The sequence below is a fragment of the Kitasatospora sp. NPDC018058 genome, assembly GCF_044327205.1.
Taxonomy (GTDB): domain Bacteria; phylum Actinomycetota; class Actinomycetes; order Streptomycetales; family Streptomycetaceae; genus Kitasatospora.
In genome coordinates this window covers 104,309-127,811 of sequence record NZ_JBIRFA010000020.1, presented here as the reverse complement: position 1 = coordinate 127,811, position 23,503 = coordinate 104,309, and the positions used below count along the sequence as shown (strand labels likewise).

The 23,503-nt window shown below is 73.0% G+C and carries 24 protein-coding genes; 12 read left to right on the top strand and 12 right to left on the bottom strand.

The features are described 5' to 3' along the window. Positions 1-21: 21 nt before the first annotated feature. Complete coding sequence (locus ACH4E7_RS27285; RefSeq protein WP_396251687.1) at positions 22-1,284, bottom strand: serine hydrolase domain-containing protein; 1,263 nt, start codon at positions 1,282-1,284, stop codon at positions 22-24. A 309-nt stretch (positions 1,285-1,593) separates the two neighbouring features. On the opposite strand from ACH4E7_RS27285, the gene ACH4E7_RS27280 reads away from it, so the two are divergent. Together ACH4E7_RS27280 and ACH4E7_RS27275 are read left to right on the top strand one after the other, a co-directional pair. Further along, positions 1,594-2,577 carry a phosphatidylserine/phosphatidylglycerophosphate/cardiolipin synthase family protein gene (locus tag ACH4E7_RS27280; RefSeq protein WP_396251686.1) on the top strand — a complete coding sequence of 328 codons (984 nt, stop codon included), beginning with the start codon at positions 1,594-1,596 and terminating at the stop codon, positions 2,575-2,577. 216 nt (positions 2,578-2,793) lie between these two features. Continuing rightward, complete coding sequence (locus ACH4E7_RS27275) at positions 2,794-3,699, top strand: alkaline phosphatase family protein (protein WP_396251685.1); 906 nt, start codon at positions 2,794-2,796, stop codon at positions 3,697-3,699. Positions 3,700-3,733: 34 nt separating this feature from the next. On the opposite strand, the gene ACH4E7_RS27270 is transcribed toward ACH4E7_RS27275, so the two are convergent. Continuing rightward, on the bottom strand, positions 3,734-4,981 hold the full coding sequence (locus ACH4E7_RS27270) for an MFS transporter (protein WP_396251684.1): 1,248 nt from the start codon (positions 4,979-4,981) through the stop codon (positions 3,734-3,736). A gap of 82 nt (positions 4,982-5,063) precedes the next feature. Between ACH4E7_RS27270 and ACH4E7_RS27265 the strand changes: the two genes are divergently transcribed. Together ACH4E7_RS27265 and ACH4E7_RS27260 are read left to right on the top strand one after the other, a co-directional pair. Further along, complete coding sequence (locus tag ACH4E7_RS27265) at positions 5,064-5,588, top strand: MarR family winged helix-turn-helix transcriptional regulator (protein WP_396251683.1); 525 nt, start codon at positions 5,064-5,066, stop codon at positions 5,586-5,588. A 48-nt stretch (positions 5,589-5,636) separates the two neighbouring features. Beyond that, positions 5,637-6,236, top strand: coding sequence for a hypothetical protein (locus ACH4E7_RS27260; RefSeq protein ID WP_396251682.1), 600 nt, complete (start codon positions 5,637-5,639; stop codon positions 6,234-6,236). Here ACH4E7_RS27260 and ACH4E7_RS27255 read toward each other — a convergent pair. Together ACH4E7_RS27255 and ACH4E7_RS27250 are read right to left on the bottom strand one after the other, a co-directional pair. Then, the gene (locus ACH4E7_RS27255) at positions 6,224-7,252 is read right to left on the bottom strand and encodes a hypothetical protein (RefSeq protein ID WP_396251681.1); all 1,029 of its coding nucleotides are present in this window, start codon (positions 7,250-7,252) and stop codon (positions 6,224-6,226) included. The genes ACH4E7_RS27260 and ACH4E7_RS27255 overlap by 13 nt on opposite strands. A gap of 125 nt (positions 7,253-7,377) precedes the next feature. Continuing rightward, a complete protein-coding gene (locus ACH4E7_RS27250) occupies positions 7,378-7,848 on the bottom strand; it encodes a DUF1348 family protein (protein ID WP_396251680.1) in 471 nt (156 codons plus the stop codon). 104 nt (positions 7,849-7,952) lie between these two features. Here ACH4E7_RS27250 and ACH4E7_RS27245 point away from each other — a divergent pair, with 104 nt between their 5' ends. Further along, positions 7,953-8,522 (top strand): TetR/AcrR family transcriptional regulator, encoded by a 570-nt coding sequence (locus tag ACH4E7_RS27245; RefSeq protein ID WP_396251679.1) that lies wholly within the window; start codon positions 7,953-7,955, stop codon positions 8,520-8,522. Between the two features lie 111 nt (positions 8,523-8,633). On the opposite strand, the gene ACH4E7_RS27240 is transcribed toward ACH4E7_RS27245, so the two are convergent. Together ACH4E7_RS27240 and ACH4E7_RS27235 are read right to left on the bottom strand one after the other, a co-directional pair. Next, on the bottom strand, positions 8,634-9,509 hold the full coding sequence (locus ACH4E7_RS27240; RefSeq protein WP_396251678.1) for a chitosanase: 876 nt from the start codon (positions 9,507-9,509) through the stop codon (positions 8,634-8,636). A 95-nt stretch (positions 9,510-9,604) separates the two neighbouring features. Then, a complete protein-coding gene (locus ACH4E7_RS27235) occupies positions 9,605-10,816 on the bottom strand; it encodes an alginate lyase family protein (protein ID WP_396251677.1) in 1,212 nt (403 codons plus the stop codon). A gap of 254 nt (positions 10,817-11,070) precedes the next feature. On the opposite strand from ACH4E7_RS27235, the gene ACH4E7_RS27230 reads away from it, so the two are divergent. Beyond that, positions 11,071-11,214, top strand: a complete 144-nt coding sequence (locus ACH4E7_RS27230; RefSeq protein WP_393036491.1) for a hypothetical protein — start codon at positions 11,071-11,073, stop codon at positions 11,212-11,214. Positions 11,215-11,366: 152 nt separating this feature from the next. Here the strand turns inward: ACH4E7_RS27230 and ACH4E7_RS27225 are convergent, their stop codons facing one another. Beyond that, positions 11,367-12,662 carry a DUF5685 family protein gene (locus tag ACH4E7_RS27225; RefSeq protein WP_396251676.1) on the bottom strand — a complete coding sequence of 432 codons (1,296 nt, stop codon included), beginning with the start codon at positions 12,660-12,662 and terminating at the stop codon, positions 11,367-11,369. Between the two features lie 182 nt (positions 12,663-12,844). On the opposite strand from ACH4E7_RS27225, the gene ACH4E7_RS27220 reads away from it, so the two are divergent. The 3 genes from ACH4E7_RS27220 to ACH4E7_RS27210 are packed head-to-tail and all read left to right on the top strand — an operon-like array spanning position 12,845 to position 15,622. After that, complete coding sequence (locus tag ACH4E7_RS27220) at positions 12,845-13,408, top strand: helix-turn-helix domain-containing protein (RefSeq protein WP_396251675.1); 564 nt, start codon at positions 12,845-12,847, stop codon at positions 13,406-13,408. Further along, positions 13,405-14,904 carry an MFS transporter gene (locus ACH4E7_RS27215; RefSeq protein WP_396251674.1) on the top strand — a complete coding sequence of 500 codons (1,500 nt, stop codon included), beginning with the start codon at positions 13,405-13,407 and terminating at the stop codon, positions 14,902-14,904. The genes ACH4E7_RS27220 and ACH4E7_RS27215 overlap by 4 nt, the downstream gene beginning before the upstream one ends. Before the next feature lie 28 nt (positions 14,905-14,932). Then, positions 14,933-15,622 (top strand): alpha/beta fold hydrolase, encoded by a 690-nt coding sequence (locus ACH4E7_RS27210; RefSeq protein WP_396251673.1) that lies wholly within the window; start codon positions 14,933-14,935, stop codon positions 15,620-15,622. 79 nt (positions 15,623-15,701) lie between these two features. On the opposite strand, the gene ACH4E7_RS27205 is transcribed toward ACH4E7_RS27210, so the two are convergent. Beyond that, positions 15,702-17,186, bottom strand: a complete 1,485-nt coding sequence (locus tag ACH4E7_RS27205; protein WP_396251672.1) for a DUF2252 domain-containing protein — start codon at positions 17,184-17,186, stop codon at positions 15,702-15,704. A gap of 76 nt (positions 17,187-17,262) precedes the next feature. Here ACH4E7_RS27205 and ACH4E7_RS27200 point away from each other — a divergent pair, with 76 nt between their 5' ends. After that, entirely contained in the window at positions 17,263-17,676 is a 414-nt protein-coding gene (locus ACH4E7_RS27200; RefSeq protein ID WP_396251671.1) for a DUF2809 domain-containing protein, read from the top strand. Positions 17,677-17,683: 7 nt separating this feature from the next. Here ACH4E7_RS27200 and ACH4E7_RS27195 read toward each other — a convergent pair whose 3' ends face one another. Then, positions 17,684-18,466 (bottom strand): SGNH/GDSL hydrolase family protein, encoded by a 783-nt coding sequence (locus ACH4E7_RS27195; RefSeq protein WP_396251670.1) that lies wholly within the window; start codon positions 18,464-18,466, stop codon positions 17,684-17,686. A 219-nt stretch (positions 18,467-18,685) separates the two neighbouring features. Between ACH4E7_RS27195 and ACH4E7_RS27190 the strand changes: the two genes are divergently transcribed. Then, complete coding sequence (locus tag ACH4E7_RS27190) at positions 18,686-19,579, top strand: MBL fold metallo-hydrolase (protein WP_396251669.1); 894 nt, start codon at positions 18,686-18,688, stop codon at positions 19,577-19,579. A gap of 195 nt (positions 19,580-19,774) precedes the next feature. Next, positions 19,775-20,602, top strand: a complete 828-nt coding sequence (gene ddaH, locus ACH4E7_RS27185; RefSeq protein WP_396251668.1) for a dimethylargininase — start codon at positions 19,775-19,777, stop codon at positions 20,600-20,602. On the opposite strand, the gene ACH4E7_RS27180 is transcribed toward ddaH, so the two are convergent. The 3 genes from ACH4E7_RS27180 to ACH4E7_RS27170 are packed head-to-tail and all read right to left on the bottom strand — an operon-like array spanning position 20,589 to position 23,430. Then, positions 20,589-21,245, bottom strand: a complete 657-nt coding sequence (locus tag ACH4E7_RS27180; RefSeq protein WP_396251667.1) for a lactate utilization protein C — start codon at positions 21,243-21,245, stop codon at positions 20,589-20,591. The two genes, ddaH and ACH4E7_RS27180, sit on opposite strands and share 14 nt — an antisense overlap. Beyond that, positions 21,242-22,672 (bottom strand): lactate utilization protein B, encoded by a 1,431-nt coding sequence (locus ACH4E7_RS27175; protein WP_396251666.1) that lies wholly within the window; start codon positions 22,670-22,672, stop codon positions 21,242-21,244. Before ACH4E7_RS27175 ends, ACH4E7_RS27180 begins: the two co-directional genes overlap by 4 nt. Beyond that, the gene (locus tag ACH4E7_RS27170) at positions 22,669-23,430 is read right to left on the bottom strand and encodes a (Fe-S)-binding protein (RefSeq protein ID WP_396251665.1); all 762 of its coding nucleotides are present in this window, start codon (positions 23,428-23,430) and stop codon (positions 22,669-22,671) included. The genes ACH4E7_RS27175 and ACH4E7_RS27170 overlap by 4 nt, the downstream gene beginning before the upstream one ends. Positions 23,431-23,503 lie beyond the last annotated feature (73 nt).

Below are 23,503 nucleotides of genomic sequence, written 5' to 3'. Positions count from 1 at the left end.
CCGGCCGGGGTGGCGGAGGCGTCAGATCCAGGTGTCCTCCACCACCGGAACGCCCTGGTCGTCCCCGTCCTGCGGCGCGAAGGCCGTACGCGGCGCGGCCGCCGGCTTCTTCCCGCAGAAGGCCGGCTCCAGCGCGTTCATCAGCCCCTGGGTGACCGCGCCGTTGTTGGAGGCGTTGGCGAACACGACCACGCTGCGCTGCCCGTCCGGCGTGGTGAATGACTGGGTCTGGTAGCCCTGGACGATGCCGCCGTGCCCGTAGACGTCCCCGCAGGAGAGCGAGATGCGGCGCAGCCCGAGCCCGTAGCTGATCTTGGCGGTCGGCGTCGGCAGCACGGCCTCCATCTGCTTCAGCGAGGCGTCCGAGACCAGGCCGCCGTTGCTACCCGCCATCAGCGCGGTGAGGAAGCGGTCGAGGTCGCCGGCGGAGGAGATGACCGCCCCCGCGCTCCACACCCAGGAGCCGGTCTGCTCGGTGGAGTCCAGCAGCGGCTTGGTGCGGTCGTCGTTGGTGAGGTAGCCGGTGACGTGGGCGCCCTCGATCCGCTGGTCGGGGACCACGAAGGAGGTCTTGTCCAGGCCCAGCGGCTCGATGATCCGCTCGCGCAGCACGTCCGCGTAGGGGCGGCCGGTGAGGTGCTCGACCGCCATGCCCATCAGCACGAAGTCGGTGTTGGAGTAGGAGTAGCGGCTGCCCGGGGTGTACTGCTGGCCGTGTTTGACCGACATCGCCACCAGGTCGGCCGGCGGGTAGACCTTGGTGCGGATGCGGGCCTCGAAGGCGCTGGTGGTCTCCTCGCCGGCCTGCTCCAGCAGGTCGTTGGTGTGGTCGTAGACGCCCGCCCGGTGCTCCATCACCTGGCGGCCCGTCATGGTCCAGTTCTCCGGCAGGGTGCCGGTCGGCAGGTAGGCGCGCAGCGGCTTGTCGAGGTCGATCCGGCCCTCCTCCGCCAGCTGCATCACGAGAACGGCCGCGAACATCTTGCTGTTGCTGCCGACCCGGAACCTCCACGAGGAGTTCATCGGGGTCCCGTCAAGGTTGGCCTGGCCGACGGACAGCGAGCGGGTCCGATCGTCCTCGTCGTGGTCCCGGATGACCGCGAAGGCGCCCGGGGCGCCCGCGCGCATCGTGGCCTGAAGTGCGCTGAGCACCCCGGCGGTGTCCGGGACGGGCAGCTGGCCGCCGTCACCGTCGGCGGCCAGGGCGGGTACGCTTCCGGTCGCCGCCAGGACGGCGGCGGCGGCGGCAACCGCGAGGGGGCGCAGCAGGCTGGTCTTCGCCATGTTCTCCGGCTCTCTCGTGAACTGACGCGGCGTCTGATCATGCCGCTCGAAGATCACCATCATCGGTCCCGACGGCCGGTGGCAATGTGAACCGCGCTGACCGCATCGTCCGTTGTCGGCCGGTTTGCCCGGCGCACCGTTCGTTTCCCGATCCGGAGACAAGGTTTTACCTGCCGTCGTCTACCCGCGTTGACTGCCCCGCCCGCATGCTGTTCGGGCGCTTCGTTCGCCGTCCGGTGCCGCCCCGCACCGGCCTCCCCCTCAGCGACTTCCCCCGAGCGACTTCCCCTCACCGACCATGGAGTCCCCATGCCCCTGGCCACCTTCGCGCGCCGTGCCGGCGCCCTGCTGCTCGCCTGCGCCGGACTGATATCCGCCACCGGCACCGCCCACGCCACCGGCACCTACACCGCGGTGGTCTTCCCCGACCAGGACCACACCGTGGTCTACAACCTGATCAACTCGGCCACCAGGACCGTCGACGTCACCATGTACGAGCTGCGCGACACCACGGCCGTCAACGCCCTGATCGCCCGTCAGCACGCCGGCGTCAAGGTCCGAGTGATCCTGGACGGTGCGCACACCTCGGTCAACGGCACCGCCTACAACGCCCTGAAGGCGGCCGGCGTGGGCGTGACGTACTCCTCCTCGGCGTTCGTCTACACCCACCAGAAGACCGTCACCGTCGACGGCGCCAAGTCCCTGATCCTGACCGGGAACCTGGACGCCACCTACTACTCCAGCAGCCGCGACTACGGCGTCTTCGACAGCGACGCCAACGACGTCGCCGCGATCGAGCAGGTTTTCGCCGCGGACTACGCCAAGACCTCGATCACTCCCTCGGACGGCGACAACCTGGTCTGGTCGCCCACCGACTCGCAGGACCGCCTGCTGGCGCTGATCAACGGCGCGCAGACCTCCCTCGACGTCCAGGAGCTGGAGTTCGGCGACCCGACCCTGGTGGACGCGATCACCGCCGCCGCCGACCGCGGCGTCACCGTGCGGGTCGTCGGCATGAACCCGAGCTCGTACGGCTCCTACTTCGACCAGGTCACCACGGCCGGCGCCAAGGTCGTCACCTACTCCTCGACCACCGGCCTGTACATCCACGCCAAGGCCATCGTCGCCGACTACGGCACCCCCTCGGCCAAGGTGTTCGCCGGCTCGGAGAACTTCTCCGACAACTCGCTGAACAGCAACCGCGAGCTCGGCCTGATCGTCTCCGACTCCGGGGTGCTCAACACCATCGAGACGACCTTCAACACCGACTTCGTCAACGGCACCCCGTACTAAGGCGTGCCTGACGATTCCCGCCGGGCGCGCGAGGCTCCCCCAGCCCGGCGGCTGGGAGGTGCCCCCATCCTCCGCCTTGCGATGCACGCACCCCAACGCCGCGCGCCGATCCGCCGCGAATCGTCAGACACGCCTGAGCCGTTCGCGAGCGCCCGACCGTCCGTCACCTCCCGTTCGGGCGGCCCTTCGGGGCCGCCCTCCACCCGAGGATTTGTCATGACTTCGTCCGCGAAGCCCCTGAACGACGCCCCCCGCCGCTCCCGCCGCAGCGCGACCGCGATCGGCTTGGCCGTCGCCCTGGTCGCGGCCTCCGCCGGGCTCTGGGCGGCCACCGCCACCACCGCGCAGGCGGCCGGGCTGCCCACGCCCGACCACATCATCGTCGTCGTGATGGAGAACCACGCCTACAGCCAGATCATCGGCAGCAGCAGCGCGCCGTACATCAACAACACCCTGAAGGCGGGCGGCGCCAACCTCACCCAGTCCTACGCCATCACCCACCCCAGCGAGCCGAACTACTACGCCCTGTTCTCCGGCTCCACCCAGGGCCGGGTCGACGACAGCTGCGTGACGGTCGGCGGGTTCCAGGCCCCGAACCTGGCCTCCGAGGTGGCCGCCGCCGGGAAGACCTGGGCCAGCTACAACGAGTCCCTGCCCGGCCAGGGCAGCACGGTCTGCAGCATCGGCAAGTACGCGCAGAAGCACAACCCCTGGTTCGGCTTCGGCAACGTCCCGCTGAACACCGCCATGACCTTCACCCAGTTCCCGACCGACTACACCACCCTGCCGAGCGTCTCCTTCGTCGTGCCGAACCTGTGCAGCGACATGCACGACTGCTCGGTCAGCACCGGTGACACCTGGATCAAGAACAACCTGGGGGCGTACGCCACCTGGGCGCAGAGCCACAACAGCCTGCTGATCGTCACCTTCGACGAGGACAACAGCCTGTCCGGCAACCGGATCCCGACCGTGGTCTACGGCGCCCACGTCATCCCGGGCAGCAGCTCGGCCACCACCTACAACCACTACAACGTGCTGCGCACCCTGGAGGACCTCTCCGGGGCGAGCGGCCACGCGGGCAACGCGGCGAACGCCACGGACATCGCCGGCATCTGGAACTGACCTTCCACTGCCGGGAGTTCCGGAGTTCAAGCGTTCAGGAGTCCACCCGGACCGGTGGCCGCTCGGCGGCCGCCGGTCCGCGGGCCTCCCGTTCGGCGCCGAGGCGGCGCACCCCCGGCACCGCCGCCGTGCCCGCGCACACCGCGGTCACCAGCGCGGCCGCGGCCAGCAGCGGCACCCGGCTGCCCCAGGCGTCGGCGGCCAGCGGCGCCAGCACGTACCCGAGCGGCGCCGCGGCCAGCGAGAGCAGCCAGTCGTAGGAGGTGACCCGGGCCAGCACCCGGGCCGGGAAGTCCTGTTGGACCACCGTCTCCCAGACCGGGTTGAGGAAGCCCAGCCCGGCCATGGCCACCCCGTACGCGGCCACCGTCAGCGGCGCGGGCGCCGGTACGGCGAGTGCCAGCAGCGGCAGTCCGTACAGGGCGAGGGCGAGGTTGCCGGCCAGCACCGGGCGCCGGGGCCGGACCCGCCCGGCGATCAGCGAGCCCAGCAGCAGCCCGACCGCCCCGGCCTGGGTGATCGCCACCCAGACGCCGTCCCCGCCCAGGCGGGTGGCGGCGATCAGCGGGCCGAGGGTGAGTGCGACGGCGCTCGCGCCGTTCCACACGCCGTGGGCGATCAGGCTGGTCCAGTACCAGTCCCGGGAGCGCACCTCGCTCCAGCCCTCGGCGAGGTCCCGGCGCAGCGAGCGCGATTCGGCGGGGGTGTGGGCGACGCTGATCCGGGTGAGCAGGGCGGCGCTCAGCAGGAAGGAGACGCCGTCCAGGACGAAGGCCCAGCCGGGCCCTGCCGTGTACACCAGCACGCCCGCGAGCGCCGGGCCGCCGAGTCGGGCGGCGCTGGTGGCGGAGCCGAGCAGGGCATTGGCGCGCAGTCGGTGTTCGGCCGGGACGGTGGCCCTGACCAGCGGCGAGGTGGTCGGCATGGCGAAGGCGGAGGCGATGCCGCCGGCCGCCGAGGCGAGCGCGATGTGGCCGAGGCCGGGGCGGTGGCCGAGGAGTTCGAAGCCGACCAGCAGCTGGGTGGCGGCGCGCAGCAGGTCGGTGGTGAGGGCGACCAGGCGCGGGTTGACGCGGTCGCCGACCACTCCGCCGAAGGGCAGCAGGAGCAACCGCGGCACCATCGCGCAGCCCAGGACGAGGGCGAGCGCCCCGGAGGAGCCGGTGGCGCGGGTGATGGCGATGGCGAGGGCGGCGGGGACGACGGCGTCGCCGAGGGTGGAGACCGTCCGGCCGAGGAAGAGCAGGCGGAAGCCGCGCAGGCGCAGGGGGTGTTGGGGCATGCGCGGCACTGTATTTCGGTATCGAAATTTAGGCAACGAATATTTCGGCACCGACAGATTCGGCTGTTTGTAGACTCCTCCCATGGCCGAGCACCCTCCCCAGCAGCCGACCCAGCCCCGCGACTGGTCGGACGGCCACGTCGAACGCTGGCTGCCGGTGCTCTCCGACCTCGACCCGGACATCGAGGCCTCCGTCACCCGGATGTCCCGGCTCACCCACCACCTCGGCCGGGTCCGCGAACAGGGCGTCGCGGACTTCGGCCTGCACAAGCACGAGTTCGACACCCTCCACGTGCTGGCCGGCCGCGGCGGCCACGCCGCCCCCTCCGACCTGCGCGCCGACCTCAACCTCGCCCCCGCCTCGATCACCGGCCGGCTGGAGACCCTGGAGCGCCGCGGCTTCATCGTCCGCACCCCCTCGACGGAGGACCGCCGGAAGGTCGACATCGTGCTGACCGAGACCGGGCGCGCCGCCTGGCACGAGGCCCTGGACGTGGTCGGCCGCGAGGAGCGCCGGCTGCTGGGCGTGCTGACCGAGGAGGAGCGGCGGACGCTGTCGGATCTGCTGCGGAAGGTGATGCTGGTCCAGGAGGCGACCGAGGGGTAGTGGCGCGCGGGTCGACCGGTGAGGCGCCGGCCTGGTATCGATAGGGGCGTGCGATTCGAACTAGTGCCGATGCCGGACGAGGTGGGGGCGCGTCCCAAGGACGTGCGGGGATACCCGGTGCCGGCGATCACGCCGTGGCAGGACGGGCAGCCGCAGTTCGCCCTGACGGACCACGGGCGTAGTGCCGACTGCGCGCTGGAGCGCCGCTGTTCGGTGTGCGGCGCGCTGATGGCGCGCGGGCCGGTGTGGCGGGTGGTCGGCCCGGCCGAGAGCGCCGCGATCGCCGAGGCGATCGCGGCGGGGCGGCCGTACCGCAACCTCGCGCCGACCATGGAGGGCCCGGGCCACCGCTCCTGCATGCTGTACGCGTCGATGGTCTGCCCGTACCTGGCCCGGCCCAACGCGCGCCGGCGGGTGACCGCCGAGTCCACCGCGGACGGGGTGACCTCGGCTGCCGTCCGCGGTGCGGCGCGCGGCGGGACGGGCGCGGTGGTCGGGTTCGGTGACTACGAGTACGCGGTCACCGAGACCCGGGTGCTGTTCCGCTTCCTCGACGTGGTCGAGTTCCTGCCGCACGAGTCGGCCGACGAGCATCTGGCCGAGCTGCGCGCCGAGTTGGCTCGTGCGGCCGGGGCTCAGGGCCGGTAGGAGGGCAGGCCCTTGATGGTGGAGACCTGGGTCGGCGCCGCCGAGCCGTCGGCCGGCAGGGTGCTGACGCCGTCCGGGGTGCGGGCCGCGAGGGTCTTGCCGTCGGGGGACCACGCGGGCTCGGTGTAGTCCGTGGTGGCCGAGGGGGTGAGGTCCTTCTCGGTCTTCTGCTCGTAGTCGGTGGAGCGGGAGAACAGGTGGTCGTGGCCGTTCACCGAGCGGACGAAGACGACGTGTCCGCCGTCCGGGGACAGCGCCGGCTGCGAGCCCTTGCCGATGTCGTGGGTGTTCGGGCGGATGTAGTCGTCGTAGATGTACACCTCGTTCCCCGGGGTGTTGGCGTACGCGATACTGCCCTGATGGCCGCCCGCGTTGGGCCAGGTGTTGCCGGTCGTCGGCGGCTGCGGGATGCCGTTGTCGGTGCCGCCCTCGGAGCTGCGCGGGGTGAGCACCTCGGGGGTGCCGCCCTTGGCGGGGATGGTCTCCAGCTGCAGCGCGCCGTCCTTGCTGGACGCGAACACGATGTTGTTGAAGTGTTCGGTCTCGTTGGGTACGGAGTCCCCGCCCGGCCCCTTCGAGGCGTGCTGCCAGGTGGGGTGGGACCAGGTCTCGCCGCTGGGGGCCTTGGCGAGTGAGGACTTGCCGCTGCCGTCCGGGTTGGCGGTCACCAGGTCGCCGTCGCCGTTGACGAAGACGACCTTCTTGCCGTCCGGGGACCACGCGAGGTCGCGGACCACCGTGCCGAAGTCGACGGTGGTGCCGTTCATCGCGACGGTCTTGGTGCCCGTGCTGATGGCCAGGTGGTTGGCGGCGGAGGTGCCGTTGATCTCCTTGCCACCCGGCGCGGGGCTGCCGGAGTGCGACCCGCCGCCCGGCGCCGCCGTCCCCGGGGCCGCCGTGCCGGGCGCGGCGGTGGAGCCGGGGTCGCTGTTGTCGGGGCCGCACGCGGAGAGCAGGACGGCTCCGACGGTGGTCATCAGGGCGATCGCGGCGGCGGAGCCGAATCTGTTGCGCACGGACATTCCAGGGTCCCCCTCGGGCATTGCTGTTCGCTTTCGACAAGGAGATTCCCAGCCCCGGGTCAGCGCCCGATGCTCGCCGTGTCACAGTCGTGGAACAGTGCCCCGACGGCCCGGACCGCTCAGAGCCCGAGCCCGGTCAGCCCCGGGTGGTCGTCCGGCCGACGCCCCGGGGGCCAGTGGAAGAGCCGCTCGGCGGAGGTGATCGGCAGGTCGTTGATCGAGGCGATCCGACGGGCCATCAGGCCGTGCTCGTCGAACTCCCAGTTCTCGTTGCCGTACGAGCGGTGCCACTGGCCGCTGTCGTCGTGCCACTCGTAGGCGAAGCGGACGGCGATCCGGTCGCCGCCGTACGCCCACAGCTCCTTGACGAGGCGGTAGTCGAGTTCGCGCCGCCACTTGAGGGTGAGGAAGTCGACGATGGCCTCGCGGCCGGTCAGGAACTCGGCGCGGTTCCGCCAGCGGCTGTCGGGGGTGTACGCGAGCGCGACCCGCTGCGGGTCGCGGGTGTTCCAGGCGTCCTCGGCGGCCCGCACCTTCCGGCGGGCACTCTCCTCGGTGAACGGGGGCAGGGGAGGGCGCTGTTCGGCCATCGGTCCGGCTCCTCGGGAACGGGTATTCCACCGGTGAGAACGATCGTTCTCACTTCACTGGCTACCCTAGGAGAACAATCGTTCTCGCGCAAAGGGCACGGCAGATGGACCAGGAAGACCCGCGGACCCGCATCCTCGACGCGGCCGAGGAGCTGTTCTACGGACAGGGCGTCCAAGCGGTCGGCATGGACGCCGTCCGGGCCGCCTCCGGGATGACGATGCGCCGCGTCTACCAGCACTTCCCGTCCAAGAACGACCTGGTCGAGGCCTACCTGCAGCGCCGCGACGGGCGATGGCGGGCGAGCCTCGCCGTCCATGTCGCCCGGACCGGCGGCACGCCCCGGGAGCAGCTGCTCTCGGTCTTCGACTGGCTCGGCCGGTGGTTCGCCGAACCGGGCTTCCGCGGCTGCGCCTTCGTGAACTCCTTCGGCGAGCTGGGCGCCACCACCCCCGCTGTCGCGGCGGCGGCCCGACACCACAAGGAGGAGTTCGCCGGCTACCTGGCCGGCCTGGTCGAGGCCGTCGGCGCCCCGCCCGCGACCGCCGTCCACCTCGCCCTGCTCGCCGAGGGCGCCATCACCACCGCGGCGATCCACGGCGACCCGGGCGCCGCCGCCGACGCGAAGGAGGCCGCCGGGCTGCTCCTGGACGCGGCCCTGGCCGCCCGGAGCTGAGGAGGGTTCGCCCGGTGCGGCCGCCGGCCCTCGGCGGTGGGGGACACCGAGGGGGCGGCCGCACCGGGTCGGGGTCCGGGCCCACACTCCGGACCCCGGGTCGGGAGGGGCCTAGCCGATGGTGTAGCCGGAGCCGAAGGCGGTGATGCTGAACGGGCCGTCCAGGTCGTAGTTGCCGGAGGCGGCGATCCGGCGCAGGCACTCGACCCGGTCGACCGACTTGCGCCACTCGTCGGCGGTGGAGGAGTTGGCCGGGTTGTTCAGGTCGTCGATCCGGACGTCGAAGAAGGCGTCGAGCCAGGCGCGCTCACCGGCGGCCGAGGGCGTGCCGACCTTGACGTTGGTACGGTCGATCAGCGCGGGCAGGGCGTCGTACTCGCTGCCGTTGCCGTGCTGGATGGAGGCGTCGTAGAGCTCGGCGCGGGCCAGCGCGGTGGTCAGGCCGAGCTGGTCGGCCTGGTTCATCGCGGGGGCGAAGTAGCGCTGGTCGACCTGGTCGTCCTGGACCTGCCGGAAGGCCGGGTCCTGGGCGGCCTGCTTCCAGGCGGCGATGTACTCGCTCTCGGGCAGGCCGCCGGTGTCGCCGCTGCCCGCGGCGGCCAGGCGCTCCAGCTCGGGGATGAAGCGGGCCAGCGGGTTGTCGGGGGAGACGGCGGTGTAGGCGCGGACCACCTTGAGGGCGTCGCCGTCGTTGGTGGTGAACCCGGCCCGGCCGGCGGTGACGCCACGGCCGTCGTCGATGTTCTCCGCGTAGCCGTACTGGATCTCGGTGGTGCTGTTCTCGAAGACGCTGATCAGCTGGTCGGCCCGGCGGCGCTGGTCCGGGGTGAGCCCGCCGGCACTGACCTGCTGGGAGGCGGCGGTCTGCCGGGTGGCCGTGGTGTCGGGCGCGGCCTGGGCGGAGGTCGCGGCGCAGGCGGTGCCGGCGGCCAGGGCGGCGACCACGGCGACGGTGGCGGCGAGGCGGTGGGTTCGGGAAACTCGCATGGGTGTGCTCCGATCTCCGACGGCGCGACCGCCGGAGGCAGTGGGGGGTGTCCGCGGTGTGGGGGCGGGGGTGGGGGTGTGGCGGGAGTGAGCCGTCAGGGCGCGCTGGTGTGGGTCAGGGTCTCCCACCCGATGAAGTAGTTCGCCCCGAACGGGCTGTGCGCGGCCACGTACTGCTCGGTCTGAGGCATCGCGAGGCCCTCGCGCAGGTGGTACTCGTTGTACGCGAGCTGGACGGCCGGGCCGAGGCCGGTCTTCACCGAGCCGTCGCACAGCCAGTCCGGCACCGGGGCGCCGTTGTCGTAGGCGGTGTGGAACTCCAGTGCCTTGACCAGCCGTTCGCGCCCCTCGCCCCACAGGTCGAGGCCCTGCAGCCGGGCCGTCTCGGCGCTCTGGGCGGCGGCCTCCAGGCCCCAGCCGGTGTGGCCGAAGTCCCGGCAGGTCTCCTGCGACAGCCCGTCGACGAAGGTGGACTGGCCGTTCCAGTACTTCACCAGCGCGGCCTCGCCCTCGATCCCGGCGTTCGGTGGCGGCACCGGCAGCTCGCCGTCCGAGGAGAGGTAGACGTACGCGGGCAGACGACCCCGCCACAGGTCGGCGGCCCGGTCGAACAGGCCGCGGTCGTCCAGGAAGACCGCGATGCCCATCAGCGCGTCCGTCTCGATCAGCTCCCAGTTGCCGTTCTTGCGTGGGCTGCCGGGTGTCAGTAGCGGCACGTAGACGGTGCGCAGCATGGTGGCGAAGCGGTCGATCGAGGCGGCCGACCAGCCCGCGCCCGAGTAGCGGATCAGCTCGGCGGCGCGGGCCCAGTCGTTGCCCGACCAGCCGGTCTGCAGCGGGGCGTTGCTGTTGGTGTGCTCCTGGATCACGCCGGACCAGGCGTCCATGATCTCGATCGCCTTGTCGGCGTACCGCTGGTCCTTGGTGAGCACCCACTGCAGCGCGTGCGCGTACGCGGCCATCGCGTCGTCGCGCTCGTCGGAGCAGCCGTTGTCGGGGTGCGAGCTGGACCCGCACTCCACATCGGCGCGTGGTCGCGGCTGCCAGTCGAGCGAGGCGTACGTGCTGGCCCGCAGATCGGCGAAGGCGGAGGTCCAGGGCTCGGCCCCGGCGTCCAGCTTGCCCTTGAGGAAGGCGAGTTGTTCTGCGCCGACCAGCACGCCGGGGTGCTGGAAGCCGGCCTGACGGGTGGCGGCGGTGGCGGCGGGGGCCGGCGTCGCGGCCCCGGCGGGGGAGACCGCGGTCGGCAGGAGCAGGGCGGCGAGTGCGGCCCCGGCGATCAGTGTCCTGGTGGTGCTGCGACCCATGGGGAGGTTGTCCTATCGCTGGGGGAGGGGGTCGTGCTCAGGTCTCTTCTCGTGTTAGGAAACCTTCCTAACGAAAGGCATTGAACCACCAACCCGTGGACACGCCAACCCGCCTGGCGTCGCCGACTCGCTGCGACCGGACCGCCGTTGCCCATCGGCAACGGCCCGTTGCGGCGCCGGACCTCTCCCGTCCCACCAGTCCCACATGCCCCACGTTTATCGCCCGTTGATCCCCGCCGCCTAGCGTCGTGCGCATGGACGACAGGACGGCCGAGTGGCCGGGGGCGGCGCCCGAGGGGCGGATGACGGAGCAGGACGCCGAGCGGTTCCGGCAGTTGCTGGCCGGGCTGGAGAGCTCGCTGGCGGCGGACCGGGAGACGGCGGGGCGTGATGCCTGAGGCCGTCGAGTCGCGTCCGGTGGTGGTGTTGCCGCTCTGGCGAAGAGCCGAGCAGCGTGAGGACGCGGACCGGCCCGGGGTGCTGCGGGGGCACCCCGGGCCGATGGCGTCCGATCAGTTGGAGGCTGCGCCGGAAGAGAATTGACGGAGTGTCAGCAGTCGCAGCCGCAGTCGCAGCCGTCGCAACCGCAGTTGTCGCACCCGCAGTCATCGCAGCACTGGCACCCGCAATTGCAGCAGTCGCAGTCACACGAGTCGCAGCAGTCATGCCGATCGCAGAAGCCCTTGCGGCGCTCGCGGCTGAACGGGTCGTTGTGCTCGCAGCAGAGCAGCTGGCAGGTGCAGGCCATCAGCGCCCAGACCGCGCACCCGGCGAGCAGGTTGCGCGGGCGCGGCGGCTTGCCGCCGGGCGGGGTGAAGCCGGGGCCCTGCGGCACCCACGGGGGGATCGGTGCTTGGTTCGGGTCCTGGCCGGGGTACGGCCCGCCCGGGTACGCGGGCGGCGCCTGACGCGGCGGCGCGTCCTGCGGGTGCTCGCCGGTGGCGCCGTGCTCGCCGTGGGCGCCGCGCCGGCAGCCCGCCCCGTGCGCGGCCGGGCCGAAGACCCGGTCGACGGCGCGCTCGGTCTCGTGCCCGAGCAGTACGTGCACCAGCGCCTTGTCGCCCAGCTCGACCTCGCGCAGCGCGAGCCGGATGCCGTGGACGGCGTCGCGGCAGAGCCGTTCGGCCTCGGCGCGGTCGGTGCCGGTGGCGGTGAGCGGGTTCCAGGCGCCCGTGGCGGCGTCGGCGGCCTGGTCCTCGGCGGCGTCGAGGAGGTGGGCGAGCCGGCCGAACAGCCGTCCGGCCTCGGCGAGCGGAGCGGCGTTGCCGGGGCGTCCGGCGATCGCGGCGGTGTGCGTGAACGCGGCCGAGGTGGCGGTCTCGGTGGGCTCGGTGACCAGTAGGACCGAGCTGCCGGGCAGCAGCGTGCGTTCCAACTCGCCCTGCCGGGAGGCGGCGTCGAGCAGGACGGCGGTGTCGAAACCGACGGTCGAGGCGCTGCCCGCGCTCTGCCGGTCCCAGCGCCGGGTCACCGCGCGGGCTCCGGCGGCCACCGGACGGCGGGCGAACACGCCGTCCCGGTCCTCGACGTGGTCGCGGATCTTCACCGAGGCAAGCGTGAGCGAGACGGCGGCGGCGAGCCGGGCGCCCTCGCCCTTGGCGACGGAGGTGGTCCGCATGCCGCGTAGCGGGCAGGGTCCGGCGGTGCGGCGCCAGGAGGAGTCCTCCCGGGCGGCCTGGGCCTCGACCAGGACGGAGATGATCAGTCCGTCGTAGTTGGTGGCGGTCCGGGCGAGCTGTCCGTGGTCGTCGCGCAGGGCGAGGCAGAGCCCGCACAGATGCGCCATCCAGGAGGTCTGGAGCCGTTCGGACAGCCGGTGCCTGCATGGTCTGATGATGCCGAACACGATCGTCGTCCCCCTCGCCCGATAGGCCGCTGACCGGCCACTTTGTCGTCGATCATCATATGATCACCGACCTGTGGAGGTGGATGGGGCGGAGGCGATCGGAGTCGAGCTGCCGTCAGACCGTTACCGGGCCTCCGCAAATCCCGAGAAGGTGATCTCATATCCGGGATAGCATCGCGAATATGGGAATCGACACGGCCGCCGACGAGCGGCTGGCACAACGGCTCGCCGAGCTGCGGGTCGAACGGGGCTGGACCCTGGAGGAGTTGGCGCGCCAGGCGGACGTCAGCCGGTCCACACTGTCGCGGGTGGAGCGGGCCGAGGTCAGCCCGACCGCCGCGCTGCTCGGCCGGCTCTGCGCCGTCTACGGGCGGACCATGTCCCGGCTGCTCGCCGAGGTGGAGTCCGAACCGACCCGGCTGGTGCGGGCCGGGGACCAGCAGGTCTGGCGCGACGAGACGACCGGCTTCGTCCGCCGCTCGGTCTCGCCGCCGCACGGCTCGCTGCGCGGGGAGATCATCGAGGGCCGGCTTCCGGCCGGTGCCGACATCGCCTACGACCGCCCCTGTCTGCCCGGGCTGGAGCACCATCTCTGGGTGTTCGACGGGCAGTTGGAGCTGACCCTGGACGGCGAGGCGCAGCTGATCGGCCCCGGCGACTGTCTGCGCTACGGCTCCGGCACCAGCCGCTTCCGCAGCCTCGGCCCCGGCGAGGCCCGCTACGCGCTCATGGTGGTGGAGCCATGAGAGCCGCCGGCAACAGCCCGATAGCCGACGGCCCGGCGGCCAAGGCGCCCAAGGAGCGCTTCGACGCGGCCGGGCGGCGCGTCCTGCTGGTCTGCGTCGCGGGGGGCTTCACCACGCTGCTCGACCAGTCGGTCCTCAACACCGCCCTCCCCGCCCTGCGCGAGACCCTGCACGCCCAGCCCGCCCATCTGCAGTGGATCGTCGCCGGGTACTCGCTCGTCTTCGGCCTCGCGCTGATCCCCGGCGGGCGGCTCGGGGACGTCAAGGGCCGCAAGTGGTTCTTCGTCACCGGGCTCGCCCTGTTCACCCTGGTCAGCCTGGTCTCCGCGACCGCCACCGACCCCCGGGTGCTGATCGCCGCCCGGCTGCTCCAGGGCGCCGGCGCCGGGCTCGTCAACTCCCAGATGATCGGCACCCTCCAGGACGTCTTCGACGGCCAGCTGCGCGCCCGGGCCCTCGGCATGTACGCCGTCACCGGCAGCCTCGCCTTCGCCCTCGGCCCGCCGATCGGCGGCATGGTGCTGGCGGCGGCCGGCCCCGAACTCGGCTGGCGGCTGACCTTCCTGCTGAACGTCCCGTTCGGCCTGGCCACCGTCGCCCTGGCCGCGCGCCACCTGCCCAAGCCCGGCCCCGCCGCGAGGCACGCCGATCTCGACCTGGTCGGCCTGGTGCTGGTCGGCGCGCTCACCCTCGCGCTGATGCTGCCCTTCGTCCAGCCGCCCGGCTGGGCCGGCTGGCTCGGCTTCACGGCCGCCGCGCTGCTGCTGCTCGGCACGCTCGCCTGGTGGCAGCGCCGCTACGCGCGGGGCGGCGGGCACCCGCTGATCCACCCGGCGCTCACCCGTTCCGCGCCGTACGCGTTCGGAACGGCCACCGCGATGGCCCAGTTCGGCTCCTCGCTGGCCGCCTCGCTGGTCCTCGCCATGTTCCTCCAGGACGGCCTGGGGCTGTCCCCGCTGGGTGCCGCCCTGGTCGCACTGCCGTCCGCGCTGGCCATGGCCACCGCCTCCGCGCTCGCCTGGCGGGTGGTGCAGCGCTTCGGCCGACGCACCATCACCATCGGGATGACCGGCTCCGCCCTGGCCATGCTCGGCAGCGGACTGGTCGCCCACTGGGCCCCGGTCGCCGTGCTGCCCTGGCTGCTCGCGCTGCTGCAGCTGCTCAGCGGCGCCTCGGTCGGCCTGATGGGCTCCACCAACCAGGCGTTCGTGCTGCGCCACGCGCCCGCCGAGGCGGCCGGGGTGAGCGGGGCGATCCTGCAGATGACCCAGCGGATCGCCGCCGCGGTCGCGGTCTCGGCGCTGTCCGGCGTCTACCTGCGGGCGACCGCCGGGGGCGGCGGCCACCGCTCCGCCTACCTGACCGCGAGCGTGGTGTGTGCCGCGGTGGCCGGACTCGCGGTACTGGCCGCGGTGTTCGCCGGGCGGGCGACTGAGCGGGAGCACCGCGAGAACGAGCCGGTCGCGATGAGCCGAGGGCGAACACCGGTCCGCTGACCTCCCGTCGGCACGTACGGTGGCGGGCATGATCAACGTACGGACGGTACAACTGCCCGAGGTCATGCTCGCCTATCGGGAGAGCGGCCGGCCCGACGGCCCGCCGCTGGTGCTGCTGCACGCCCTCGGCGAGCGCGCCGCCGACTGGGACGTGGTGCTGCCCGAGCTCGCCCCCGGGCACCACGTGTACGCGCTCGACCTGCGCGGCCACGGCGACAGCGGCCGCACCGCCGCCTATGGCCTGGAGGCGATGCGCGACGACGTGCTCGCCTTCCTCGACGCCCTCGGCCTGGCCCGGATCGATCTGGTCGGCCACTCGATGGGCGGCGCGGTCGCCTATCTGCTCGCCCAGGCCGTGCCGGAGCGGATCGACCGCCTGGTCCTGGAGGAGATCCCCGCGCTCCACCCGCGCCCGGCGAGCGTTCCGCCGGAGGGGGCGGAGGACGAACCGGCGCACTTCGACTGGGCGATGGTCCGGGCGGTCAAGGCACAGATCGACACCCCGGACCCGGCCTGGCGGGAAGGGCTGGCCCGGAGCACCGCCCGCACCCTGGTGGTCGCGGGCGCAGGGGACAGCCACGTCCCACAGGAGCGGATCGCCGAACTGGCCCGGCTGATCCCGGACTGCCGACTGGTCACGATCGAGGCCGGGCACCTGGTGCACAGTGCCCGGCCGCGCGAGTTCGTGGCGGCGGTCGCGCCGTTCCTGGCCTCCTGAACCGCATCCCTCAGACCGCCCCGTTCGGCTTCTGAACCGGATCTCTCAGACGCCTTGTCCGGCTCCTGGGCCGGACCTCTCAGACGCCCTGCTCAGCGGGCAGCCGCCCGCCGCGCACCGCCGCGACCAGGTCGGCGTGGTCGGCCTCGGTGCGGTCCGCGTAGGCGACGGCGAAGGCGGCGACCGCCTCGTCCAGCGCCTCGCCCTTGCCGCAGTACCCGGCCAGCAGGCCCGGGTCGGCGGTGTGGGCGTGGGCCCGGGCGAGCAGCGCGCCGGTGATCCGCGCGTAGTCGTCCAGCTGGCCCGGCAACAGCGCGGACGGGTCGACGCTGCCCTTGCGGTTGCGGAACTGCCGTACCTGGTACGGGAGTCCTTCGACGGTCGTCCAGCCGAGCAGGGTGTCGCTGACCACCTGCATGTGCTTCTGGCCGAGCACGACGCGCTTGCCCTCGTGCTCCACCCGCTGAACGCCTGGAAGGTACGGCAGCAGTGCGGACGGCCGGGCCTCCTTCACCTGCAGCACCAGCGGTTGGTCCCGGTGGTCGGTGAGCAGCACCACGTACGAGCGGGTGCCGACACTGCCGGTGCCCACCACCCGGAACGCCACGTCCTGCACCCGGTACCGGGACAGCAGGGTGCGCACCTCGGCGGGGACCGTCGCCACGTACGGGCCGAGCGCCTCGGCCACCGCGCGGGCGGTCGCGTCGGTCACCTCGGTGAGCACCGGGGGAGCGGCCGCGAACCGCCAACCGCCGTCCGCGGTGCGGGTGGTGCTGCGGGCGGCGAAGCGCGCGCTGGTGTTGCCGAGCGCCTTCGCGCCGACCTTCCGCAGCACGTCGGCGAGGTCGTGCGCCTCGGCGAAGGACACCAACTGCTCGTCCGCCACGGCGTTCCAGGCGTCCAGCGCGGGCAGCTTGGCGAGCGTGCGCATGGTCCGGCGGTAGGAGCCTGCCACGTGCTGGGCGGCCGCCCGGGCGGTGGTCTCGCTCGCCCCGGTCTCCCGGCCGGCCAGTACCAGGCTGGTGGCCAGGCGCTTGACGTCCCACTCCCACGGGCCGGGCACGGTCTCGTCGAAGTCGTTGATGTCCATCACGAGTTGGCCGCGTGCGTCGCCGTACAGCCCGAAGTTCGCCGCGTGCGCGTCCCCGCACAGCTGCGCGCCCACCCCGGTCACCGGCGTGCCCGCGAGGTCGACGGCCATCAGCCCGGCCGATCCGCGCAGGAACGCGAACGGCGTGGCGGCCATCCGGCCCACCCGGATCGGCACCAGCCCCGGAATCCGGCCGGCGTTGGACGCCTCTATCGCCTCCACCGCCGTCGGCCGGTCGGTCGCGGCCGCGAACTCCGCGTGCCGCTCCCGGGGCACCCGTGCGCGCAGTGCCTTCCCGCGCTCCCGTGCCCGCTGGGCCCGGCCGTCCGGTCCGGCCGCGAACCCGTCCACCGTGAACTGCCGTCGTGCCTCGGTGTCTTCGCTCTCTGCCACTGCTCCCCGCCCGTACGTTCCGTTCGGCTCATGCCCGTTGAGGCTCTGCGGATGCCCGTGACCTGCACGGATCGGCCCCATCGGGGGGTAGTGACGTCCGGCGGGGCGCGGTGGTTCCGGAACGACGGAACCGCGGCCCGGGCGTACTGTGGGGCGGGTGGATGATCTCAGGAGGGGAACGGTCGTACGCCTCCCGGCCGCCGTGGCTGCGACGCTGACGGTGGTCGCGGGCCTGGGCGTGCGCGCCGCGATGGACGGCGACGTCGCCAAATACGCGGGTGACGGGCTCTACACCGTCCTGGTGTACACCCTGGTGGTGCTGGTCGCGCCGACCGTACGCCCGGTCCGGGCGGCACTGGTGGCAGCGGCCGTGAGCTGGGCGGTCGAGCTGTTCCAGGCGACCGGGCTGCCGGACGCCTGGGGCCGGCGCAGCGGGCTGGTCCACCTGGTGCTCGGGTCGACCTTCAACCCGCCGGACCTCGCCTGGTACCTCGTCGGCGCGGCCTGCGCCGCCCTGCTCCACCGGGCGCTGTCGGCGACGCGCGCCGCAGCGCCCGGTGAGCAGTGGTGACGAGGCGTCAGAGCGGCAGCAGATCAGGCCGCTTGGGCTCGACGTGGTCACCCGAGGACTCGCCGCGCAGACGCCGGCCGACCCACGGGATCAAGTACTCGCGGGCCCACTGGAGGTTCTCCCGCCGCTGGTCCGCCGGGGACAGCACGGGCGCGGCCGGCCACGGGGCCTCCGGGTCCTGCGCGGTGTCCAGGCCCAGCGAGCGGGCGGCCAGCAGGGCGACCCGCTGGTGGCCCTCGGGGGAGAGGTGCAGCCGGTCCTCGCTCCAGGCGCGGCGGTCCTGCACGGCGCGCAGCGACCACAGGTCGGCCACCTTGCAGCCGTAGCGGTCGGCGACCGCCCGCATGTGCCCGTTGTAGGTGGCGATCTTGCCGCGCAGGTGCTTGAGCAGCGGCACGTCCTTGGTGTCGAAGCCGGTGCAGATCAGCACCGTCCCGGCGGATTCGGCGAGTTGGGCGACGGCGGCCTCGAAGCGCTCGGCCACCTCGTCGGGGTCGCTGCCGGGCCGCAGGATGTCGTTGCCGCCGGCGCAGAAGGTGACCAGGTCGGGCTGGAGCCGGCGGACCTGGGGCACCTGCTCGGCTGCGATCTGGTCCAGCAGCCGCCCGCGCACCGCCAGGTTCGCGTAGCGGAACCCGCCCGGCGGCCGCCCGTCGGCGAGCAGCCCGGCCAGGCGGTCGGCCCAGCCGGCGAAGGCGCCGCCCGCACCGGGGTCGTTCAGGCCCTCGGTGAAGCTGTCGCCGAGGGCGGCATACGAACTGAGGTCAAGGGTCTCCTGGAGGTTCGGCATGAAAGAGATAGTTCACCGAATCAAGTGACCTACGCCACCGTAGGTGACCTCGGCGGCACGTGAGATGGGCCACGTACCCTGCGTCACCCCGCGCGACCCCGCAGAGCGCCGCAGTCCGAAAAGCACAAGATCCTTGCCCTCTTCCCGTTTTGGGCCCGAACGGACGATGCTCGACGTGTGCGGCCGCCCGGCCGCCGTCCTGCCAGGGAGAAGCCAGCCGTGAATCCGTCCGAGAACCAGACCGCCGACGAGAACTGGACCATCGACGACCGCTGCACCAACTGCGACGTCGCCCGGCAGCTCGCACCCGACCTGATCATCGAGCGCGCCCGGACGTCCGTCCTGCTGCGCCAGCCGCGCGACGAGGCCGAGCGGCGGCAGCTGCTCGCCGCGGCCCACGCCTGCCCGACCCGCTCGATCCGCCCCGGCGGCGGCCGGCTCGACCCGGTCACCGACCCCTTCCCGCTCGCCCTGGACGACGGGGTGCTGCTGCTCGGTCACAACTCCCGGCGCAACGCGGGCGCCAACTCGTACCTCTGCCGCCGTCCGAGCGGCTGGGTGATGATCGACACGCCCCGCTACAGCGAGGGGCTCGCCGCCCGCTACGAGGCGCTCGGCCCGGTCACCGACATCCTGCTCACCCACCGCGACCACGCCGCGCACGGTCGCGCCTACGCCGACCGGTTGGGCGCCCGGCTCTGGATCCACGAGGGCGACCTCGACTCCGCGCCCGACGCCGACCGGGTGCTGCGCGGCACCGAGCCGGTGGAGGTCTCCCCGGGCCTGGTCGCCCACCCCTTCCCCGGCCACACCCTCGGCAGCGTGCTGTACGTCGCCGACGAGCGCTACTGCTTCAGCGGCGACAGCCTGTACTGGTCCCGCACCAACGAGGACATCGAGGTGCAGGAGGCGGTGACCTGGTACTCGATCGAGGAGCAGTCCGCCTCGCTGGACCGCAGCCTGGGCGCGCTGCGCTTCGAGTGGCTGCTGCCCGGCCACGGCGACAAGCGCCGGATGCCCGCCGAGGAGGCGGACCGCCGGCTGCGCGACCTCGCCGTGCGCGCCCGGGCGCTGCGCACGGAGCCGGTGGACTTCGCCTCGGTGCGCTGGTAGTCGGCGGACGCCGGGGCCCGTGCGCCGGGGCTCGCGCCGGGTGCGCGGGGGGTTTGCGCCCGGCGGGGGCGCCCGCGCGGGTGTGCGAACGGGAGCGACGGGGCAGCCGCCTCTGGAAGGAGGTGCACCCCCGACGAGGTGCGCCCCCCGGCGAGGTGTAACCCCAACTTCCGGCGATCCGAGGACGGTTGAGCAATGCCCACGCACACCCCGGCACGTGCGGCGCGGCCGCGGCGCTATCTGATGTGCCGGCCGACGTACTTCACGGTGGACTACGCGATCAACCCGTGGATGGACCCGGCGCAGCCCACCGACACCGCGCTGGCCGTCCGCCAGTGGGAGCGGCTCTACCGGACGTACCGCCGCCTCGGCCACACCGTCGAGCTGATCGACCCGGTGCCCGGGCTGCCCGACATGGTGTACGCCGCCAACGGCGCCACCGTGCTGGACGGTCGGGCCCTGGTGGCGACCTTCCGCTACCCGGAGCGGGCCGCCGAGTCCGAGGCCTACCAGGCCTGGTTCCGCTCGCGCGGCTACCGCGCGGTCCACCGGGCCGGGCACGTCAACGAGGGCGAGGGCGACCACCTGGTGGTCGGCCGCCGGGTGCTCGCCGGGACGGGCTTCCGCACCTCGCGGGCCGCGCACGCCGAGGCGGGGAAGCTGTTCGGCGTGCCGGTGGTCAGCCTGACCCTGGTCGACCCCCGGTTCTACCACCTGGACACCGCGCTGGCCGTGCTCGCCGACGACCACGTCATGTACTACCCGGAGGCCTTCGACGCCCACAGCCGTTCGGTGCTGCGCTCGCTCTATCCGGACGCGATCCTCGCCGACCGCGCGGACGCCGAGGTGTTCGGGCTGAACGCGGTCTCGGACGGCCGTCGGGTGCTGCTGCCGGAGGCGGCCAAGAACCTGGCGGGCCGGCTCGCCGAGGCCGGCTACGAGCCGATCCCGGTGGACGTCTCGGAGCTGCTCAAGGGCGGCGGCGGAGCGAAGTGCTGCACCCTGGAGCTCAGGCCGCAGTGACGTCCGGCGAGGTCAGCAGCACCTCCAGGGTGCGCGGCCCGTGCACCCCCTCGACCCGCTCCAGCTCGATGTCGCTGGTCGCCGACGGCCCCGAGATCCAGGTCTGCGGGCGCGCCGGGTCGAGCCGGGGCAACGCGAGCGGCACCGAGGCGACCACCTGCTCGGGTGCCCGGACCACGCAGATGTGGTGGTCCGGGACGAGCGAGAGCAGCCGCCGGCCCTGACCCGGGCCGGCGTCCAGCACGATCGTCCCGGTCTCGGCGATCGCCAGCGCGCAGCCGGTGACCACGCTGTCCACCGCGTCCAGCCGGGCGGCGGTGAGGCCGCCGTCGTCCGGCAACAGCTCGACCCCGGTGGCCGCCGCCAGCCACTCGTCCGGCAGCCCGGCCGGCACGGCGACCGTGCGGCTGCCGCGTGCGGTGAGCAACCCGGCGATGCGGCCCGGCAGTTCGGCGGCGGAGCAGCGGTGCACCCGCGCCCGGTAGTCGGCCAGGTTGCGGTGCAGCAGGTCGAGCAGCGCCGCCGGATCGTCGGGCGCCACGTGCGCGCTCGCGTACTCACGCGGCAGCGGCTGTTCCGCCACCTCCCCGGTGTTCCCGAGCGCCGCCCGGATCCGGCCGAGGATCAATTCCCTTGATTTCATGCCCGGTTCCTCCGCCACCAGTCACGGAACGGTTCGGCCGGAACCTGTGGCAGGTCCCGGGTGTCGGTCCAGGCCCGCCCGGGCCCGGGCAGCCGGCTCGGGTGCAGGGCCCGGGTGCGCCCGGCCAGTCGTTCGGCGGCCGCCAGCGCCGCCGGGTGGTCCAGCACGTACCCGGCGGCGGCCATCGCCGCCCGCTCCAGCGGGTGCCCGCCCTGCTCGGCGACCCGCTCGCGCAGGTGCACCAGCACCTCGGGGATGTCGATCGCCACCGGGCACACCTCGTAGCAGGCCCCGCAGAGCGAGGAGGCGTACGGCAGCGAGGCATCCACCGGGCTCGCCGTGCCGCGCAGTTGGGGTGTCAGGATGGCGCCGATCGGGCCCGGGTAGACCGAGCCGTAGGCGTGCCCGCCGGCCCGCTCGTACACCGGGCAGACGTTGAGGCAGGCCGAGCAGCGGATGCAGCGCAGCGCCTGTCGCCCGACCTGATCGGCCAGTGCGGCGGTGCGCCCGTTGTCCAGCAGCACCAGGTGGAACTCGGACGGGCCGTCGCCGTCGGTCGTCCCGGTCCACAGCGAGGTGTACGGGTTCATCCGCTCGGCGGTGGAGGAGCGGGGGAGCAGTTGGAGGAAGACCTCCAGGTCCCGCCAGGTCGGCACGACCTTCTCGATGCCGACCACCGAGATCAGGGTACGGGGGAGGGTGAGGCACATCCGGCCGTTGCCCTCGGACTCCACCACCACCAGGGTGCCGGTCTCGGCGACCATGAAGTTGGCTCCCGAGACGGCCACTCGGGCGCGCAGGAACTTCTCCCGCAGGTGCAGCCGGGCGGCCTCGGCGAGTTCGGCGGGGCGGTCGGTCAACCCCTCGGGCGCCGGGCGGCCCCAGGCGGCCATCCGCTCGGCGAAGATCTCCCGGATCTCGGCCCGGTTGCGGTGGATCGCCGGGACCAGGATGTGCGACGGCCGGTCATCGCCCAACTGGACGATCAGCTCGGCGAGATCGGTCTCGTAGGCGGTGATCCCCTCGGCGGCCAGGGCCTCGTTGAGCCCGATCTCCTGGGTGGCCATCGACTTGACCTTGACGACCTCGTGCATGTCCTCGTCACTGGCGCCGGTGGCCTTCACGAGCCCGGCGACGATCCGGTTGGCCTCTTCGGCGTCGGCCGCCCAGTGCACGGTGCCGCCCGCCGCCGTGACCGACTCCTCCAACTGCACCAGGTAGCGGTCGAGATGGCGCAGCGTGTGGTCCTTGATCGCCTTCCCGGCGGCGCGCAACTCGGCCCAGTCGGCGAGCTCGGCGACGGCCCGGGCGCGCTTGTCGCGGATGGTGTGGGTCGCGTGCCGCAGATTGGCGCGCAGCCGCCCGTCCCGTACCGCCCGGGCGGCGGCCTGCGGGAAGGCGGGCATGCCGAGGAAAGTGCCGGTCATGCGGGCCTCCAGGGGTGCTCCTCGGTGCTGGCCAGGATCTCCGCGAGGTGCAGCGGACGCAGCGCCTCACCCCGGCGGCGCAGCGTGCCGCCGAGGTGCAGCAGGCAGGAGTTGTCGGCGCCGCACAGCACGTGGGCGCCGGTGCCGAGGGCGTTGGCGAGCTTGTCCTCGGCCATCGCCGCCGAGACCGCCGCGTTCTTGACCGCGAACGTCCCGCCGAAGCCGCAGCACTCCTCCGCGTCGGGCAGCTCCACCAGCTCCAGGCCCTTGACGGCGCGCAGCAGCCGCAGCGGCCGCTCGCCCAGGCCGAGCATCCGCAGGCCGTGGCAGGAGGGGTGGTAGGTGACGGTGTACGGGAAGTGGGCGCCGACGTCCTCGACCCCGAGCACATCGGTGAGGAACTCGGTGAGCTCGACCACCCGGGGCGCCAAGTCGACGGCGGCATCGGTGAGTTCGCTGCCCCGGCCCTCGGCGGCGGCCCGGGCTCCGATCCGGGGGTAGTTGTCCCGGACCATCGCCACGCAGGAGCCCGAGGGCGTCACCACGTGGTCGTACCCGGCGAAGGCCCGGGCGGTGCGCCGCACCAGCGGCTCACAGGCCCGCCGGTAGCCGGTGTTGTACTGCGGCTGCCCGCAACAGGTCTGCCCGGCGGGGAAGTCCACCGTCACCCCGAGGCGTTCCAGCAGCCGCACGGTGGCGACCGCCGTGGCGGGGTAAAGCGCGTCGTTGACGCAGGTGGCGAACAGCGCGACCCGCAACCCTGGCTCCTTCGGTCGAAGCGGCACCGGTCCGCCCGAGATCGTATCGGGCGGACCGGCGCTGACGAAGGAC

Coding starts and splice junctions, on each gene's coding strand:
- ACH4E7_RS27285 (WP_396251687.1), bottom strand. CDS start 1,284: ATGGCGAAGACCAGCCTGCTGCGCCCCCTCGCGGTTGCCGCCGCCGCC.
- ACH4E7_RS27280 (WP_396251686.1), top strand. CDS start 1,594: ATGCCCCTGGCCACCTTCGCGCGCCGTGCCGGCGCCCTGCTGCTCGCC.
- ACH4E7_RS27275 (WP_396251685.1), top strand. CDS start 2,794: ATGACTTCGTCCGCGAAGCCCCTGAACGACGCCCCCCGCCGCTCCCGC.
- ACH4E7_RS27270 (WP_396251684.1), bottom strand. CDS start 4,981: ATGCCCCAACACCCCCTGCGCCTGCGCGGCTTCCGCCTGCTCTTCCTC.
- ACH4E7_RS27265 (WP_396251683.1), top strand. CDS start 5,064: ATGGCCGAGCACCCTCCCCAGCAGCCGACCCAGCCCCGCGACTGGTCG.
- ACH4E7_RS27250 (WP_396251680.1), bottom strand. CDS start 7,848: ATGGCCGAACAGCGCCCTCCCCTGCCCCCGTTCACCGAGGAGAGTGCC.
- ACH4E7_RS27245 (WP_396251679.1), top strand. CDS start 7,953: ATGGACCAGGAAGACCCGCGGACCCGCATCCTCGACGCGGCCGAGGAG.
- ACH4E7_RS27240 (WP_396251678.1), bottom strand. CDS start 9,509: ATGCGAGTTTCCCGAACCCACCGCCTCGCCGCCACCGTCGCCGTGGTC.
- ACH4E7_RS27235 (WP_396251677.1), bottom strand. CDS start 10,816: ATGGGTCGCAGCACCACCAGGACACTGATCGCCGGGGCCGCACTCGCC.
- ACH4E7_RS27230 (WP_393036491.1), top strand. CDS start 11,071: ATGGACGACAGGACGGCCGAGTGGCCGGGGGCGGCGCCCGAGGGGCGG.
- ACH4E7_RS27220 (WP_396251675.1), top strand. CDS start 12,845: ATGGGAATCGACACGGCCGCCGACGAGCGGCTGGCACAACGGCTCGCC.
- ACH4E7_RS27215 (WP_396251674.1), top strand. CDS start 13,405: ATGAGAGCCGCCGGCAACAGCCCGATAGCCGACGGCCCGGCGGCCAAG.
- ACH4E7_RS27210 (WP_396251673.1), top strand. CDS start 14,933: ATGATCAACGTACGGACGGTACAACTGCCCGAGGTCATGCTCGCCTAT.
- ACH4E7_RS27205 (WP_396251672.1), bottom strand. CDS start 17,186: ATGGGGCCGATCCGTGCAGGTCACGGGCATCCGCAGAGCCTCAACGGG.
- ACH4E7_RS27195 (WP_396251670.1), bottom strand. CDS start 18,466: ATGCCGAACCTCCAGGAGACCCTTGACCTCAGTTCGTATGCCGCCCTC.
- ddaH (WP_396251668.1), top strand. CDS start 19,775: ATGCCCACGCACACCCCGGCACGTGCGGCGCGGCCGCGGCGCTATCTG.
- ACH4E7_RS27180 (WP_396251667.1), bottom strand. CDS start 21,245: ATGAAATCAAGGGAATTGATCCTCGGCCGGATCCGGGCGGCGCTCGGG.
- ACH4E7_RS27175 (WP_396251666.1), bottom strand. CDS start 22,672: ATGACCGGCACTTTCCTCGGCATGCCCGCCTTCCCGCAGGCCGCCGCC.